The sequence below is a fragment of the Thermoflavifilum thermophilum genome, from assembly GCF_900116565.1.
In the GTDB taxonomy this organism is placed as follows: domain Bacteria; phylum Bacteroidota; class Bacteroidia; order Chitinophagales; family Chitinophagaceae; genus Thermoflavifilum; species Thermoflavifilum thermophilum.
The window spans coordinates 731,711-746,750 of record NZ_FPCJ01000001.1 but is presented as its reverse complement, the minus strand read 5'-3'; the positions used below and the strand labels follow the sequence as shown (position 1 = coordinate 746,750).

Annotated in this window: 15 protein-coding genes; 11 read left to right on the top strand and 4 right to left on the bottom strand. The window is 46.9% G+C overall.

What is annotated here, in order from left to right:
- The first annotated feature begins 39 nt into the window (after nt 1-39).
- From BM367_RS03235 to atpA, 7 genes are all read left to right on the top strand, one after another.
- Complete coding sequence (locus BM367_RS03235) at nt 40-2,274, top strand: hypothetical protein (RefSeq protein ID WP_092457646.1); 2,235 nt, start codon at nt 40-42, stop codon at nt 2,272-2,274.
- Nucleotides 2,275-2,332: 58 nt separating this feature from the next.
- Entirely contained in the window at nt 2,333-4,090 is a 1,758-nt protein-coding gene (locus BM367_RS03230) for an ABC transporter ATP-binding protein (RefSeq protein WP_092457643.1), read from the top strand.
- 47 nt (nt 4,091-4,137) lie between these two features.
- Nucleotides 4,138-5,280 carry a F0F1 ATP synthase subunit A gene (atpB, locus tag BM367_RS03225; RefSeq protein WP_245759878.1) on the top strand — a complete coding sequence of 381 codons (1,143 nt, stop codon included), beginning with the start codon at nt 4,138-4,140 and terminating at the stop codon, nt 5,278-5,280.
- A gap of 30 nt (nt 5,281-5,310) precedes the next feature.
- Nucleotides 5,311-5,562, top strand: a complete 252-nt coding sequence (gene atpE / locus BM367_RS03220) for an ATP synthase F0 subunit C (protein ID WP_092457637.1) — start codon at nt 5,311-5,313, stop codon at nt 5,560-5,562.
- Between the two features lie 78 nt (nt 5,563-5,640).
- Nucleotides 5,641-6,135, top strand: coding sequence for a F0F1 ATP synthase subunit B (gene atpF / locus BM367_RS03215; RefSeq protein WP_092457634.1), 495 nt, complete (start codon nt 5,641-5,643; stop codon nt 6,133-6,135).
- Nucleotides 6,136-6,160: 25 nt separating this feature from the next.
- Nucleotides 6,161-6,724: an ATP synthase F1 subunit delta gene (gene atpH / locus BM367_RS03210; protein ID WP_092457632.1), complete on the top strand. Its 564-nt coding sequence runs from the start codon at nt 6,161-6,163 to the stop codon at nt 6,722-6,724.
- A 28-nt stretch (nt 6,725-6,752) separates the two neighbouring features.
- Nucleotides 6,753-8,330 (top strand): F0F1 ATP synthase subunit alpha, encoded by a 1,578-nt coding sequence (gene atpA / locus BM367_RS03205; RefSeq protein ID WP_092457629.1) that lies wholly within the window; start codon nt 6,753-6,755, stop codon nt 8,328-8,330.
- 56 nt (nt 8,331-8,386) lie between these two features.
- Here the strand turns inward: atpA and pdxA are convergent, their stop codons facing one another.
- A complete protein-coding gene (gene pdxA / locus BM367_RS03200) occupies nt 8,387-9,445 on the bottom strand; it encodes a 4-hydroxythreonine-4-phosphate dehydrogenase PdxA (protein WP_092460888.1) in 1,059 nt (352 codons plus the stop codon).
- Nucleotides 9,446-9,528: 83 nt separating this feature from the next.
- Between pdxA and rsmA the strand changes: the two genes are divergently transcribed.
- From rsmA to BM367_RS03180, 4 genes are all read left to right on the top strand, one after another.
- Entirely contained in the window at nt 9,529-10,293 is a 765-nt protein-coding gene (gene rsmA / locus BM367_RS03195; RefSeq protein ID WP_092457626.1) for a 16S rRNA (adenine(1518)-N(6)/adenine(1519)-N(6))-dimethyltransferase RsmA, read from the top strand.
- A gap of 25 nt (nt 10,294-10,318) precedes the next feature.
- Nucleotides 10,319-11,242 (top strand): NAD(P)-dependent oxidoreductase, encoded by a 924-nt coding sequence (locus tag BM367_RS03190; protein ID WP_092457623.1) that lies wholly within the window; start codon nt 10,319-10,321, stop codon nt 11,240-11,242.
- Between the two features lie 140 nt (nt 11,243-11,382).
- The gene (greA, locus tag BM367_RS03185) at nt 11,383-11,856 is read left to right on the top strand and encodes a transcription elongation factor GreA (protein WP_092457620.1); all 474 of its coding nucleotides are present in this window, start codon (nt 11,383-11,385) and stop codon (nt 11,854-11,856) included.
- A 54-nt stretch (nt 11,857-11,910) separates the two neighbouring features.
- A complete protein-coding gene (locus BM367_RS03180) occupies nt 11,911-12,306 on the top strand; it encodes an HIT family protein (RefSeq protein WP_092457617.1) in 396 nt (131 codons plus the stop codon).
- Here the strand turns inward: BM367_RS03180 and BM367_RS03175 are convergent.
- The 3 genes from BM367_RS03175 to ruvC all read right to left on the bottom strand — a co-directional run bounded on the left by BM367_RS03175 (nt 12,284) and on the right by ruvC (nt 14,985).
- Nucleotides 12,284-13,030 (bottom strand): response regulator transcription factor, encoded by a 747-nt coding sequence (locus tag BM367_RS03175; RefSeq protein WP_092457614.1) that lies wholly within the window; start codon nt 13,028-13,030, stop codon nt 12,284-12,286. The two genes, BM367_RS03180 and BM367_RS03175, sit on opposite strands and share 23 nt — an antisense overlap.
- A gap of 5 nt (nt 13,031-13,035) precedes the next feature.
- Nucleotides 13,036-14,304, bottom strand: coding sequence for a sensor histidine kinase (locus tag BM367_RS03170; protein ID WP_177224088.1), 1,269 nt, complete (start codon nt 14,302-14,304; stop codon nt 13,036-13,038).
- Nucleotides 14,305-14,424: 120 nt separating this feature from the next.
- Nucleotides 14,425-14,985: a crossover junction endodeoxyribonuclease RuvC gene (gene ruvC / locus BM367_RS03165; protein ID WP_092457608.1), complete on the bottom strand. Its 561-nt coding sequence runs from the start codon at nt 14,983-14,985 to the stop codon at nt 14,425-14,427.
- Between the last annotated feature and the right edge of the window lie 55 nt (nt 14,986-15,040).

Here is a 15,040-nt window from a genome sequence, read left to right as displayed (position 1 = left end):
AAAAAAATGGCGGTAAATTTGCAAGCTGCTTAAAAAAAGATGATGCATTATTTACTGATTTGGATGCTGGGATGGAATTTGTTAGGCACGGGAAAACCGGACACCATCGGGATTTCCGTGCCCATTAGCAGGCAGCTAATTCATGAACAGATCAATCATGCACAGGCCGAAGCCTTACATGCACTTTATTCCACGTTAGATACATCTACGGCCAGGGATGATGCCCACCCGACAGATATGCAGGCCCGCGAAGCCCGGGCACGTGAAGCTCTCACGAAGGAAGTAAATGATATACAGCTGTTTGTTGAAAGCAGTGCCTACGAACATCGAATCAAGTATTACTACCTTTATGGCCTTTATCATGTGTTGAGCCTGTATGCCTATCAGGTGCAACATGGTGAGCTGGATGCCCTGCTGGCGCCTGTACTTATTAAGCAATTTCGTGAGATGATGCAGGCCGATATGCAGGGTAAAAGTATCGCAGGCTGTCTGGATGATGTGCCCTATCAAGTAGGTTTTATCAACATTGAAGCTTTTCCCAATAATTTTGGTTATCGGGTTGCCAAAACCATTTTATTCCGCGCATTTGCGGCTGCACATCCTGAGCAGGTGCTTAGTTCATTGCAAGGACCGTATGCTGAGTTTTTGAATGAACCTTTTACAGATAGCATCATTGCAAGGGTAGCCCGCTTGTATCCGCAGCGGGTGTATGATTATGCCACATCCTATACGGCAGTAGGGAACGCCATTCGGCGCAATCCTGACTCACTGGTGCAAACCATTGTGCGCATCGGACAGGCTCCTTACGCAATTCAGATTTTGCCTTTTCTGGATGGATTGGTGCATAAACAATATACGATTCAGCAACTTGAAAAAATCATTCCGGATAAGGATGCATATTACCGTTTATGTGTGCAGACAGTGATTGACATGCGCAGGAAATGGTTAAATGATACGCCCGTGCTCAATCTGAAAGGGATGGAACAAAATGTGAAACGGGCAGCATTGCATTATATCCGTACTATCAATGATTTGCATGATACGCTGGATGCTGTACGATTTGCCTGTGTGGATGCCTTTACCCCGCAGGAAATATATTATTTGTTAATCAATGGAGAAGAAGAACTTTACACGTCGAGTTACGTGGGTTTGTTCAAACGCATGATGCAACGCATGCAGCCACCGCGTGGTGATTGGTTGCTGATGTCAGTGTATTTTGATCGTTTTAAAAAATTTATCACCATGGCTGCAGCCTATAATACGCTGAACGATTTTCTGCAGTCTATGCCTGAAGCCAATTCTACGGCTTTAATGCAACAGTTTGTGAGCGGGCTGGAAAAAACCGAAACGCTGGAAGATGCCGTAGATGTAGCCGATGCATTTGGAAGCATTCGGGATCCCAGGTTGCTGGAGTTCTTGCGAAGGGAGGTTGATAAGAATTTCCTGGCTATGCAAAAGCAACAGGACAAACGCGGACAGGTTATTTATGCTTTGCTTGCTAGCTTATTTTCCAGTCGCGTGCATGATCAGCAGGATTCAGTGTGGTCGCGGGATATCAGCCGGAAATTTCATTTGCCACCTATTGATAAAGTGCCTTTTTCCAACCTCGTTGGTGATGATGGAAGAGTATATGAAGAGGTGTTGTTTTATGGCGACAAAGACGGTTTTCAGTCGTTTAATAGTTTTATGAGCAGCTTTCGTGGCAGTGAATGGAAGATTACCAAAAACACCTATTGGCTCACCATCGAATCGCAGCGGGGCAAGCCCATTACCATTTTCGTGAAATTACCTTTTGCCGATGCTGATCAGGATGAACTGGCCATGAGCAAGCTCAGTGCTTATTTGAATGCCCAGCAAATTCATCCCACCATTTACATTCATCGTGGTCATAGCTATCATGTAAATGCTACTATCGCTCAGCTGCAGAGTTCGGCCCGGATTGTTATTCTTGGTTCGTGTGGAGGTTATAACAGCCTGGCATCTGTACTACAAATTTCCCCTCAGGCACAGATTATTTCTTCCAAACAAACGGGTACTTTGTTTGTCAATGAACCCATCATCCGAGCCCTTGAAGATCAGATCCTGGCGGGAAAAGACATTGTGTGGGAAAAATTATGGAATCAACTATCAGTTGAACTCCGGAAAACACCGCATTACGATCAGTTTGAAGATTATATTCCGCCCCATAAAAACATGGGCGCTATTTTTATCAAGGCTTATCATCAGTTGATGCAGGACAATGCCGATAGGCCCGCAGCCGATGATGAACCCTGACGGGTTTGCCACATGCCTGCGATGGAATCCGTAAATTTGCAGACTTAAGTGGTAGCTTTTGTCCCAGAAGAAAATATTTGATGTGGGGTTAATGCGCCGGCTGTTGCGGTATGCCCGGCCTTATCGCCGCCTGTTTTACACCAGTGTGGTGCTGGCCGTGTTGCTGGCTGCCATTGCGCCGGTGAGGCCCTACCTGATTCAGATGACGGTTGACCGGTATATTGCCAACAACCTGTTGAAGATGGTCATCTGGATTACTGTGATTCAGGTAGGCATTCTGTTGGTGGAAACCCTCATGCGTTTTGCTTTTTCCTATCTTACAAGCGTACTGGGACAATCTGTTATCCGCGATATGCGGATGGAAGTTTACCGTAAAATCATCAGCCTGAATCTGCGCTATTTTGATCGCACGCCGGTTGGCACGCTTACTACTCGTACCATCAACGATATTGAAGCCATCAACGAAATCTTTTCCGAAGGCCTGATTTCCATTGTAGCCGATTTGCTCACCATTGTTTCCATTATGGCCATCATGCTGGCAACGGATTGGCGGCTGACGCTTATTACCCTCTCGGCATTCCCCATTTTGCTGGTGGCTACCTATTTGTTCAAGGAAAGCGTGAATAAATCCTTCTTTCGGGTGCGCAATGCCGTGGCAGCGCTGAATGCCTTTGTGCAGGAACATCTTTCGGGTATGGTGGTGGTACAGGCATTTGCCACTGAACCTCAGGAATTCGAAAAGTTTAAAAAAATCAATCGTGAACATCGCAAAGCCAATATTGATGCCATTTTTGCTTATTCCGTATTTTTCCCGGTAGTGGAAATCATTTCCGCTCTTTGTATAGGTCTGCTGGTATGGTACGGGGCTTATGAAGAAATTCATCAGATCAGTTCAGCCGGTATCATCATCAGCTTTGTGTTGTACATCAACCTGTTGTTTCGTCCGCTGCGTACGCTGGCCGATAAGTTTAATACATTGCAGATGGGAATGGTTGCCTGTGAGCGCATTTTCAAGGTGCTGGATCATGATGCCACCATTCCCGATACAGGTACTTATGCCCCTACCCAGGTAAAAGGTGAGATTCAGTTTGACCATGTGTGGTTTTCCTATGATGGAGAGGAATATGTGTTGAAAGACATTAGTTTTCGGGTAAATCCCGGAGAAACCCTGGCCATTGTAGGCCATACGGGTTCGGGAAAAACCAGCCTGATCAGTGTGTTGAACCGGTTGTATGATATTCAGCGGGGCCGCATTCTGATTGACGGGGTGGATATCCGGTCCTACCAGCTCAAGGCGCTTCGCAGCCGCATCGGTGTGGTGTTGCAGGATGTTTTTCTGTTTTCCGGGTCAATTTACGACAATATCACGCTGCATAACAAGCAGATTCCCCTGGAACGGGTGGAACAGGCTGCCCGGCTCATTGGCATGCACGATTTCATTATGCGTTTACCGGGCGGATATCATTACCGGGTGATGGAACGAGGCACCACGCTTTCTCTGGGGCAGAGGCAGCTCATTGCTTTTATCCGTGCCATTCTGTTTGACCCCGCGATCCTGGTACTTGATGAAGCAACCTCCTCGGTTGATACAGAGTCGGAAATGCTGATTCAGCGGGCAATTGATACCCTGATCAAGGGACGCACCTCCATCGTCATTGCGCACCGGCTTTCTACCATCCGGAAAGCACATCAGATTCTGGTGATGGATAAGGGAGAAATCCGGGAAATGGGCACACACGAAGAGCTGCTGCAACGCAAAGGATATTATTTCCGGCTGCATAGCATGCAATTTCAACAGGCCGAAGCCGAGAGTTAAAAAATTTTCAAAAACAGATGCAGGAGTTGCGCGATTAATCTTTACCTTTGCGCAAATTTTTTGGCCGGATGACGGGAAATTCCATAAAAATAGCTGCAGTAGCTCGTTTCGCTGTTTCATGCCTGCTTTTTGTTGGTTTCGTTTTTCCGGTACGGGCTGAAGAAGCTGGGTTCCGGCCCGATAAGGTGATCCTGGAGCATATCAGCGATGCGCATGACTGGCATTTTTTCACGGTTAACAACCATCCCGTTGTCTGGCATTTGCCGGTGATTTTGTACGTGCCCAAGCAGGGATTCACGGTTTTTTCTTCTGCAAAATTTGAAGAAGGCCGCGTGCCATATGATGGATTTCAGCTGCTTACGGAGGAATATATTCAGAAATATCATCTCGACCCCCAGAAGTTTCTGGAAGGACATATCATTGCTGTACATCCGGATGGCTCGCCCAATCTGGATAAGCCCGTGTATGATCTTTCGTTGACCCGCAATGTGATTCAGATGATGGTGGCGGCGTTGCTGATGATTTTGTTGTTTACCAAAGTGGCCCGTCGCTACCAGGAAGCACCTCATCGTGCACCGCACGGCTGGCAAAACGCCATTGAGCCCATTGTATTGTTTATTCGCGATGATGTGGCTCGAGCTTTTCTGGGTGAGAAAGCCGACAAATACCTGCCTTATTTGCTGACGGTATTCTTTTTTATCTGGATCAATGCATTGCTGGGGCTGATTCCGGGATCGGCCAATGTGCCGGGCAACATTGCATTTACCGGTGTACTGGCCCTGATTACCTTGTTTTTCATTGTCATCAGCTCCACCCGTCAGTATTGGGGGCATATCCTCTGGCCGCCGGATGTGCCTATTTTAGTGAAGATTATTTTGATTCCGGTAGAAATCCTGAGTTTTTTCACCAAGCCCTTTGCTCTGATGATCCGGTTGTTTGCCAACATGCTGGCCGGCCACCTGATCATCATCAGCATTCTGTCGCTTATTTTCATATTTGGCGGATTGGCTGTTGCTGCAGGCTGGGGTTTTTCAATCGTATCCGTGGCTTTTACGGTGTTCATGTATTTCGTGGAGTTGCTGGTAGGTTTTATTCAGGCCTATATTTTCACGAGTCTTTCGGCTCTGTTTATTTCACAGGCTTTTGAAACGGGCCACCATCACGGATCGGAAGAAGAAGCTGTCATTTAGTTTTTATTCACCTATAAAAGTTCAATCAGTATGGTTTCATTAGGGATTTTACTGGCAGCCGACGGACTGGCAAAAATGGGTGCCGCTATCGGAGCTGGTTTTGCCGCTATTGGTGCAGGCATCGGTATTGGCCAGATCGGCCGCAATGCCATGGATGCCATTGCCCGTCAGCCCGAAGTGGTGGGCGAAATTCGCTCCAACATGATTATCATGGCCGCACTGGTAGAAGGGGTTGCCCTCTTCGCAGTGGTTGTGGCTGTGCTGGCGCTGTTCGTTGGCTAACATTTTCATTACTGCATCCGGCGCAAAGGGCAAAGGATGCAGTAATTTTGTTTGTATGTGATTTACAATTTCTGAAATATGAGCTTACTTCATCCTGATTTCGGATTGATTTTCTGGACACTGGTCGTGTTTCTCATCACGCTGTTCATCTTGCGGAAATATGCCTGGAAGCCTATTCTGAACATGCTCGACCAGCGTGAGAAAATGATTGCCGATTCAATTGCTGCGGCTGAAAAGGTAAAAGCTGAAATGTCGCAGATGAAGCTGGAACATGAGCAAATACTGGCTGAAGCCAAGGCCGAACGGAGCCGTATCCTTCGCGAAGCCAAGGAAATGAAAGAGCAAATCATTGAACAGGCAAGAGAACAAGCCAAGGAAGAGGCACGGAAAATCATGGAAGAAACCCGCGAAGCCATCGAACGCCAGAAAATGGCTGCCATTACCGATATCAAAAATCAAATCGGACTGATGGCCGTCGAGCTTTCTGAACGCATCCTGCGCCGGGCATTGTCAGATCCGGAAAAACAGGAAGCTTATATTAAACAGCTGGTGGAAGAAGTAAAACTCAATTGATACTTAATATCCAAATTCAGGACAGGTGAAAAATCCGCTCATTGCTTCACGATATGCCAAATCACTGATTGAACTGGCCCAGAGCATGGGGCAGCTGGAAGCCGTATATCAGGATGCCAGGCTCCTGAACCAGATGTGCAAAGAAAGCCGGCAATGGGTGAGTTTCCTGAAAAGCCCCGTCATCAAACCCGATAAAAAAGAAAAGGTTGCGGCGCAAATATTGAAAGAAAGGGTGCAACCACTCACCTATCAGTTCATCCGGCTGCTCATCAGAAAGGGGCGCGAAGCCTATTTGCCCGAGATCGCCAGCGCAATTATTGATCAGTACTTTGCTCTGAAGGAAATTCATCGGGTAAGTATTACCACTGCTGTGCCGGTAAGCCAGCAAACTTGTGAGCTTATTGTCCAAAAATTGCAGGATTCACTGGGCTGGAAGCAGGTTGAACTGCAAACACGGGTTGACCCGCGGCTGATTGGCGGATTTGTGTTGCAGACGGGCGACCGCCTGCTGGATGCCAGTATTTATCATCAGCTCCAGAAAGTCAAAAAACAATTTCTCGATACCAGTTACGTGTACAATATTCGATAACCAAAAGCATTGCAAATTCTGATAACCTATGGCAGAGATCAAACCAGATGAAATATCCGCTATTCTCCGGGAACAGCTTGCTCACCTGGATACCGAAGTATGCCTTGAAGAGGTGGGTACTGTGCTGGAAGTGGGCGATGGTATCGCCCGTATCTATGGCCTGGAACATGTGCGATCCGGTGAATTGGTTGAATTTGAAAATGGGGTAAAAGCCATTGCGTTGAACCTGGAAGAAGACAACGTGGGTGTGGTGCTGATGGGCGATTACACCGGTATTCGCGAAGGCGATCATGTACGCCGGACCGGCAAAATTGCTTCCATAAAAGTTGGGGAGGCATTGATTGGCCGGGTCATCAATACCTTAGGTGAACCCATTGATGGCAAAGGTCCCATCACAGGGGAACTCTATGAAATGCCTCTCGAGCGCAAGGCTCCGGGCGTTATTTACCGGGAACCCGTAAAACAGCCCCTGCAAACCGGTATCAAGGCTATTGATGCCATGATTCCTATTGGCCGTGGCCAGCGCGAATTGATCATTGGCGACCGGCAAACCGGAAAAACAGCCATCGCGATTGATACGATCATCAACCAGCGCGAGTTTTATGAAGCCGGTCAGCCGGTGTATTGCATTTACGTGGCTATTGGCCAGAAGGCTTCGACGGTGGCCGGTGTGATGAAAACATTGAGCGACTACGGGGCTATGGATTATACCGTGATTGTATCGGCTACAGCGGCCGACCCCGCTCCGCTTCAGTTTTATGCGCCCTTTGCTGGCGCCGCCATTGGCGAGTATTTCCGCGATACGGGCCGCCCGGCGCTGATTGTCTATGACGACCTGAGTAAACAGGCCGTGGCCTATCGCGAAGTATCGCTCCTGTTGCGCCGTCCGCCGGGCCGCGAGGCTTATCCGGGCGATGTGTTTTACCTCCATTCCCGCCTGCTGGAAAGAGCGGCCAAAATCATTGACGATGACGATGTGGCCCGCCAGATGAACGACCTGCCCGACAGCATCCGGCATCTGGTGAAAGGCGGCGGATCTCTGACGGCTTTGCCCATTATTGAAACCCAGGCAGGCGACGTTTCAGCTTATATCCCCACCAATGTAATTTCCATCACCGATGGGCAAATCTTCCTGGAATCCAACCTGTTCAATGCCGGTATTCGCCCAGCTATCAACGTGGGTATTTCGGTAAGCCGGGTAGGAGGAAATGCACAAATCAAATCCATGAAAAAAGTAGCCGGTACCCTGAAGCTCGACCAGGCCCTGTATCGGGATATGGAAGCTTTTGCCAAATTCGGGGGTGACCTGGATGCCGCTACCCGTGCCGTGCTCGATAAAGGAGCCCGTAACGTGGAAATTCTTAAACAGCCTCAATATTCACCATACCCGGTTGAAAAGCAGATTGCCATCATTTACCTGGGAACTAACAATTTGTTGAGTGAAATTCCTGTGCAAAAAGTCAGGGACTTTGAAGCGGCCTTCCTGCACGAAATGGAGCTGCGCTTGCCCGATGTGCTCGCCGAATTCAAAAAAGGTAATCTCCCGGAAGATGGAATCCGCAGAATGGTGGAATTGGCCAAGGAATTGACGCCTCGCTTCAAGTAAAAGCTGCTCAGATCCTGGCAAAAAAATCCCGGGTGATCCATCAACTCGGGATTTTTTTATTCAGGCTGAAGTTCTGATTTTTTCAATGGATTTCGCGTGCTCTCATCGTAGGCCACGCGATTGCGCAGCATATCAATGCAGGCAAAAACAGCCTGGCGGAATGAAGAAGGATCGGCCTGATTTTTCCCGGCAATGTCGAAAGCCGTACCATGATCAGGAGAAGTGCGTACAATGGGCAATCCGGCTGTAAAATTTACACCGGGCTCCTGTGTTAATGATTTAAAGGGAATCAGTCCCTGATCGTGATACATGGCCAGCACAGCATGAAAATGACGGTATTGGGCTCTGGCAAAAAATGCATCCGCACTGTAGGGCCCAAACACCATCCTGCCTTGCTGGCGCAAGGATTGGATGAGAGGGGCTATCATTGTTTTTTCCTCTGTGCCGATATGGCCGTCATCGCCGGCATGGGGGTTTAACCCCAGCACAGCTATCCGTGGCATTTCAATGGCAAAGTCACGGATAAGGCTTTTGCGCAGGAGTTCAATTTTACTTGCAATGATCTCTTCCTTGATAGCTGCTGCTACCTCGGAAATCGGAATATGCTCCGTGACTACTCCGATTTTCAGGTCATCGGCAATCATCAGCATCAGCACATCCGGAACCTCAAAAGCATCACGCAGGAAACCGGTATGACCGGCATAGGGAAAATCAGCCGAATGAGTATTGGCTTTGTGTATCGGAGCAGTTACCAATCCCTGAATCCAACCTTTACGGGCATGATCCACAGCTGTTTTCAGCGCGCGAATGGCAAATTGTCCACCAGCCTCTGTGAGCTGGCCCGGGGTAATATTCACCTCTTCTTCCCAGCAGTTATACACATATACGTGTTTGGACTGAAGACGTTGAAAATCGCGAAGGATCTGAAAATTCAACGGATATTCGTTCAATTGTTTTCTGTAAAAGTTGATGGTTCGGGAAGAAGCATAGATGACGGGTATGCATTGATCAAGCATGCGCTGATCACTGAAGGTTTTGATGATCAGTTCAATGCCAATTCCGTTCAGATCGCCACAGGTGATGCCGATAACAGGTTTGGAAGATATATTGCTCATGGGGCACAAAGATAGCATTTCCGCGGCTTTGGCCGCGAAGCAACAGATCTGTTTAACAGAGAAGGTTTTATTTTTGCTGGCACATGTATCAGATTCATAAATCATTAGGTCAGCATTTTCTCCAGGATGAAAATATTTCCCGAAAAATCATTCAGGCATTGATGTTTCAACCCGGCGAAGCTGTGCTGGAAGTGGGACCTGGCCTGGGTGCATTGACAAAATATCTGATCGCGCTGCCGGAGATTGAATATCGGGCTATAGAGATAGACAAAGAAAAAATCCTGTATTTGCTGAGACGATATCCAGAACTGGAAGGAAGCCTGTTGCAGGGCGATGTGTTGGAGATGGCATTGCCCTTTAGCAGACCGTTTAAATTAATCGGCAATTTCCCTTATCAGATCACTTCTGGCATCATGTTTCGGATCATGGAATGGAAAGCACATATGCAGCTGGCGGTTGGCATGGTGCAGAAAGAGGTAGCCCAGCGCATTTGCAGCTCACCCGGACAAAAAACATACGGGTTATTGAGTGTGCTGTTGCAAACCTGGTTTCAGATTGAATATTTGTTCGAGGTATCGCCCAACTGTTTTTTCCCTCCGCCCCGCGTGCAATCGGCCGTCATCAGGCTGATGCCGAAACCCGAACATCCGTTGATCACAGATGAAAAGCAATACATACAACTGGTGAAAACGGCTTTTCAGCAACGCCGGAAAATGCTGCGCAATGCGTTAAAAGAATTCTTTCCGCCGGAACAGCTGCAGCATCCCGTCTTTAATCAACGGGCCGAGCAACTGGGTTGGGCAGATTATCTGCAATTGTATGAATGGTATAGGCATGTAAACCCATAAATCTAAAACATTTACTTTCGCAGCTATGAGCAAAGTTTTGATTACAGCAAAAACACATCCTTACCTAATTGATCATCTAAAGGAAAAGGGTTATCAGGTATTGTATCATCCGGCTATTAGCTATGAAGAGGCTTATCAGCTCATTCACGAATGTGCGGGCTTGGTTGTTACCACGCGTATTCCTGTGGATCGCCGGCTGATTGACCGGGGCATTCATCTGCAATGGATTGCCCGTTTGGGTTCGGGTATGGAGTTGATTGATGTAGCCTATGCTACTTCGAAAGGAATCCGCTGCGTAAGCAGTCCGGAAGGCAATGCCGATGCCGTTGGCGAACATGCCGTGGGCATGCTGGTGGCTCTTTTGCGCCATTTCAGGGTAAGCTATGATCAGCTAAAAGAAGGAATTTGGGAACGGGAAAAAAACAGGGGATACGAGATTGGCGGAAAAGTAGTGGGCATTATCGGATACGGCCACACCGGCTCAGCGTTTGCCCGCAAACTCAGCGGTTTTGGAGCTACTATACTGGCTTATGACAAGTACAAAACCGGCTTTGGCAATGAATATGTCCAGGAAGTAAGTCTGGAAACCATTTTCCGGCAGGCAGATATTGTGAGCCTGCATGTGCCGTTGACGGAAGAAACCCATCATATGGTGAATCGCAGGTTTATCCATTCATTTACTACGCCGGTATATCTGATCAATACATCGAGGGGAGCCGTGGTAGATACCCATGATCTGGTAGAAGCCCTGAAGGAAGAACGCATAGCAGGCGCCTGCCTGGACGTTTTGGAAAATGAACGTATTGATCAGCTTACCGATGCCGAGCGGGAAGATTTTCAATATCTATTGCATCATCCGCGAGTCATCATCACACCGCATATTGCCGGATATACCCACGAAGCCAGCCTTAAAATGGCTCAGGTGGTATTGCATAAGCTGGGCATCTGATCCGGAAAGGGTGTTATGTTTTAAAAAAAATGTATATTTGCATATAACGCTTCTGTTCCCGGACAGAGGCGTTGATTTTTTTACGCACCTAAAAAATTAACTACCCAACAATTTTATCGAACAGCCAAAACTCTTTTCCTATGAGTGGTGTGCACTATGTGACCAGAGAAACGCTGGAACAGATGAAAGAAGAATTAAATTACTTACGCACAAAGGGCCGCGCTGAAATAGCTCGCGCCATTGCGGAAGCCCGTGAAAAAGGTGATTTGCGGGAAAACGCAGAATATGATGCTGCCAAAGAAGCTCAGGGGCATCATGAAGCCCGTATTGCACAGCTGGAAGAAGCCATTGCCAATGCCCGTGTCGTGGATGAAAAAGATATTGACACTTCAAAAGTGTCTATCCTCTCCGTGGTAAAAATTACCAATCTATCCACCCAGAAAACGATGGTATATCGGCTCGTTTCCGAGCAGGAGGCCGATTTGAAAGCTGGCAAGATTTCCGTGGCTTCACCTATCGGAAAGGGATTGCTGGGTAAAAAAGTGGGTGAAATAGCCGAAATTCAAGTGCCTTCCGGCATCATGAAGTTGCGGGTGGACGAAATTTCAGTATAACTCTTATCCGCCAGGGATGAGCATCTCTGGCGGTATTCTTTTATCTTTCGTGTTATGACTATTTTCTCAAGGATTATCAAAGGAGAAATTCCGTGTTACAAGATTGCGGAAAACGATTTGTTTTTTGCTTTTCTGGATATTCATCCGCTCGTTAAAGGCCATACGTTGGTCATTCCCAAGCGGGAGGTTGACTATTTTCTGGATATGAATGATGAAGAGCTGAGCCAGATATTATTGTTTGCCAGGCCCATTGCCAGGGCCATCCGGCAGGTGATTCCCTGTGAAAGAATCGGGATGAGTGTGGTGGGTCTGGAAGTGCCTCATGCCCACCTGCATCTGGTGCCCATTCGTACGATTGATGACCTGAATTTTACACGCCCCAAACTGCAGCTGAGTGAGGAAGAAATGAAACAGGTTCAGCAACAGATCATTGCCCATCTTTCTTTTTAACCGTAGCTGGCTTTGCTTCAATGCCCGAAGTTTCGGGAGGCATGAATTTAAAACCTACGCCGTGAATGGTTTCCAATCGGATGCGGGGATCATGCCTGAAATGCTTGCGAAGTTTTGTGATAAATACATCCATGCTTCTTCCCAGAAAATAATCATCTTTTCCCCACACATGCAGCAGAATTTCTTCTCTTTTCAGGGTTTTGTAGGGGTTTTCGCAGAGAAATTTCAACAGATCTGCTTCTTTCTGGGTTAAGGTTTGAAAATAATTGTCAGGCCCGCTGATATACAACTCTGGATAGTTGAACAATAGATTGCCGATCTGATATTGTTTATTTTTATCCGCATTCAGTGCCTGCGTGCGGCGTAGGAACACTTCAATACGCAACAGGAGCTCCTGCATGCTGAAGGGCTTGGTTACATAGTCATCGGCTCCCAGTTTAAATCCCGTGATTTTATCTTCTTCCAGAGTTCGGGCAGTAAGGAAAAGCAACGGCACTTTTTCGTTTTTACTGCGGATCAGCCGGGCTAAAGAAAATCCATCTTTTTTGGGCATCATGATATCCAGCAAGATCAAATCAAAATTTTTCTTCTGAAAATATTGCCATCCACTTTCACCATCGGTGCAATGGACGACATCGTAGCCTGCTTCGGTGAGATTATCCTTGATTACGAAACCAAGGTTTACATCATCTTCTATCAGCAGAATGCGTGCCTTGTTTTCCATATTTCTCAGGATGTTTTGCAAATGGGAAATGATAAGGTAAAATTACTTCCTTTTCCGGGCTCACTTTCCACAGAAACCCGTCCTTTAAAAGCTCGCGTGTATAATTTAACATAGTTTAATCCCAGTCCAAAGCCCTTTACTTCGTGAACATTACCGGTGGGTACCCGGAAAAACTGGGAAAACAGCAATTTATGATATTGACGGGGAATACCGATTCCGTTGTCCTGTACAGAAATGTAAATTTTTTGTGAATCATTCCATGTGTGCAGGGTGACAACCGGCGAAGGGGAATATTTAATTGCATTGTCAATCAGGTTGAACAGGATATTGGTAAAATGTACCGCATCAGCCTCCACGCAGGTTTGGTTGGCCTGCAAATCCAGAACAAACCGACCCGATTTTTGTTGAATCTTATATTCGAAATCCATTACACATCTTTGTATGATAGCATGTACATCCAGTTTTTCGATATGCAGCAGGGGATTAGCACGTTCAATTTGGGCGATTTGCAAAACCCGTTCCACCTGTTGTTCCAGATGAGAGGATTCGTGTTCAATGATGCGGGCATAGTTCATTAAACGGGGATTCTGTTTCACTGGTGTAGCTTGTTTTAGCACTTCGGCTGAAAGCTGGATGGTAGAAATAGGTGTGCGGAATTCATGGGTCATATTGTTGATAAAATCCTTTTGAATCTCGGAAAGCAGCTTCTGGCGCAGCAAAATGAGTAAAGTGATGGCAAATGCAATAATAACTATGATTAAGGCAAGTGTGGAAAAAATCCAGAAGTTCATTTCACTGATGATATATTTTCTTCTGTTGGTAAACATCACGGCGAGATAATCTTCGTTTTTATTCACAGGTGGAAAGGGCTGGATACGGGGATTGTCTTCCGGATTGAAAGATTCGGTTTCCACATGCTCAAACTTTCGGGTAGTGGCATTATAAATACCAAACTGATAGCTGGTAAACAAATCGTTTTCTTCCAGCGCTCTTTTCAGGTAATTTTCAATGCTGTCTCCGTTGATGCGATATTTGATATCAGCAATATAAAAGTTGGGTACCGGTTGTTCGACGGCTTCTATGAAAGGAGTGGAATCGCGTTGCGAAAGCCTGATACGCTGCACTACTTCATTGAGGGCACTGTGTACCTTGACATTGAATTCTTTTTCTTCAAGAGCATAGGTTTTCTGCAGCCAGTATACCTGGGCGGCAAGTACGCAGGTCATCAGCAGTGCTCCTACGACTACCAGTTTGCGTAATGTGGAAGATTTCATGTGTATAAAAGATGAAACAGCAGCGGAAAATGCTGATGCAAACATAGGCAGAGAGTGTAATTGTTTGTAAGGGATAATGTTTGTAAGGGATAATGTTTTAATATCCGTTGTCTTTCTTATTCAGGGGATGATCCGATCCGGATGCTGTGCCAGAAACTCTTTCCAGGCCTTTTTCCCTGATGTGGATGCCAAAACCGGCTGCTGTATGGCATAATAGTGGCACAGCGCCACAGCCAGGGCATCGGTTGCATCGTAATATTCTGGTTCATGGGGCAATTGCAGCTGGTGGCGGAGCATCAGCCATACCTGTTGCTTGCCTGCATTTCCATTGCCGGTAACAGCTTGTTTTACCTTTTTAGGCGAATATTCGGTTACCCGCAATCCTGCACGCCTGGCACACACAATAGCCACGCCCTGTGCTCTTCCCAGCTTGAGCATACTCTGGATATTTTTTCCCTGAAACGGCGACTCGATAGCCAGAGCACCCGGGGAGAAAGTTTTAATTAGCTGTGTAACCTTTTCATCAATCAGCTGCAGCCGTTCATAATGATCTTTTTGTCGCGACAATTTCAGCACGCCCATGTCAAGCACCTGTACCCGGGTTGAATGACACCAGATCACACTGTAGCCCATGATCACCGTGCCTGGGTCAATGCCTAATATGGTAAGCTGTTTATGCATGGATGGGTGGATGTGGTATATGGATTTATGATAGCATGATTGCTGCAAAATCCGG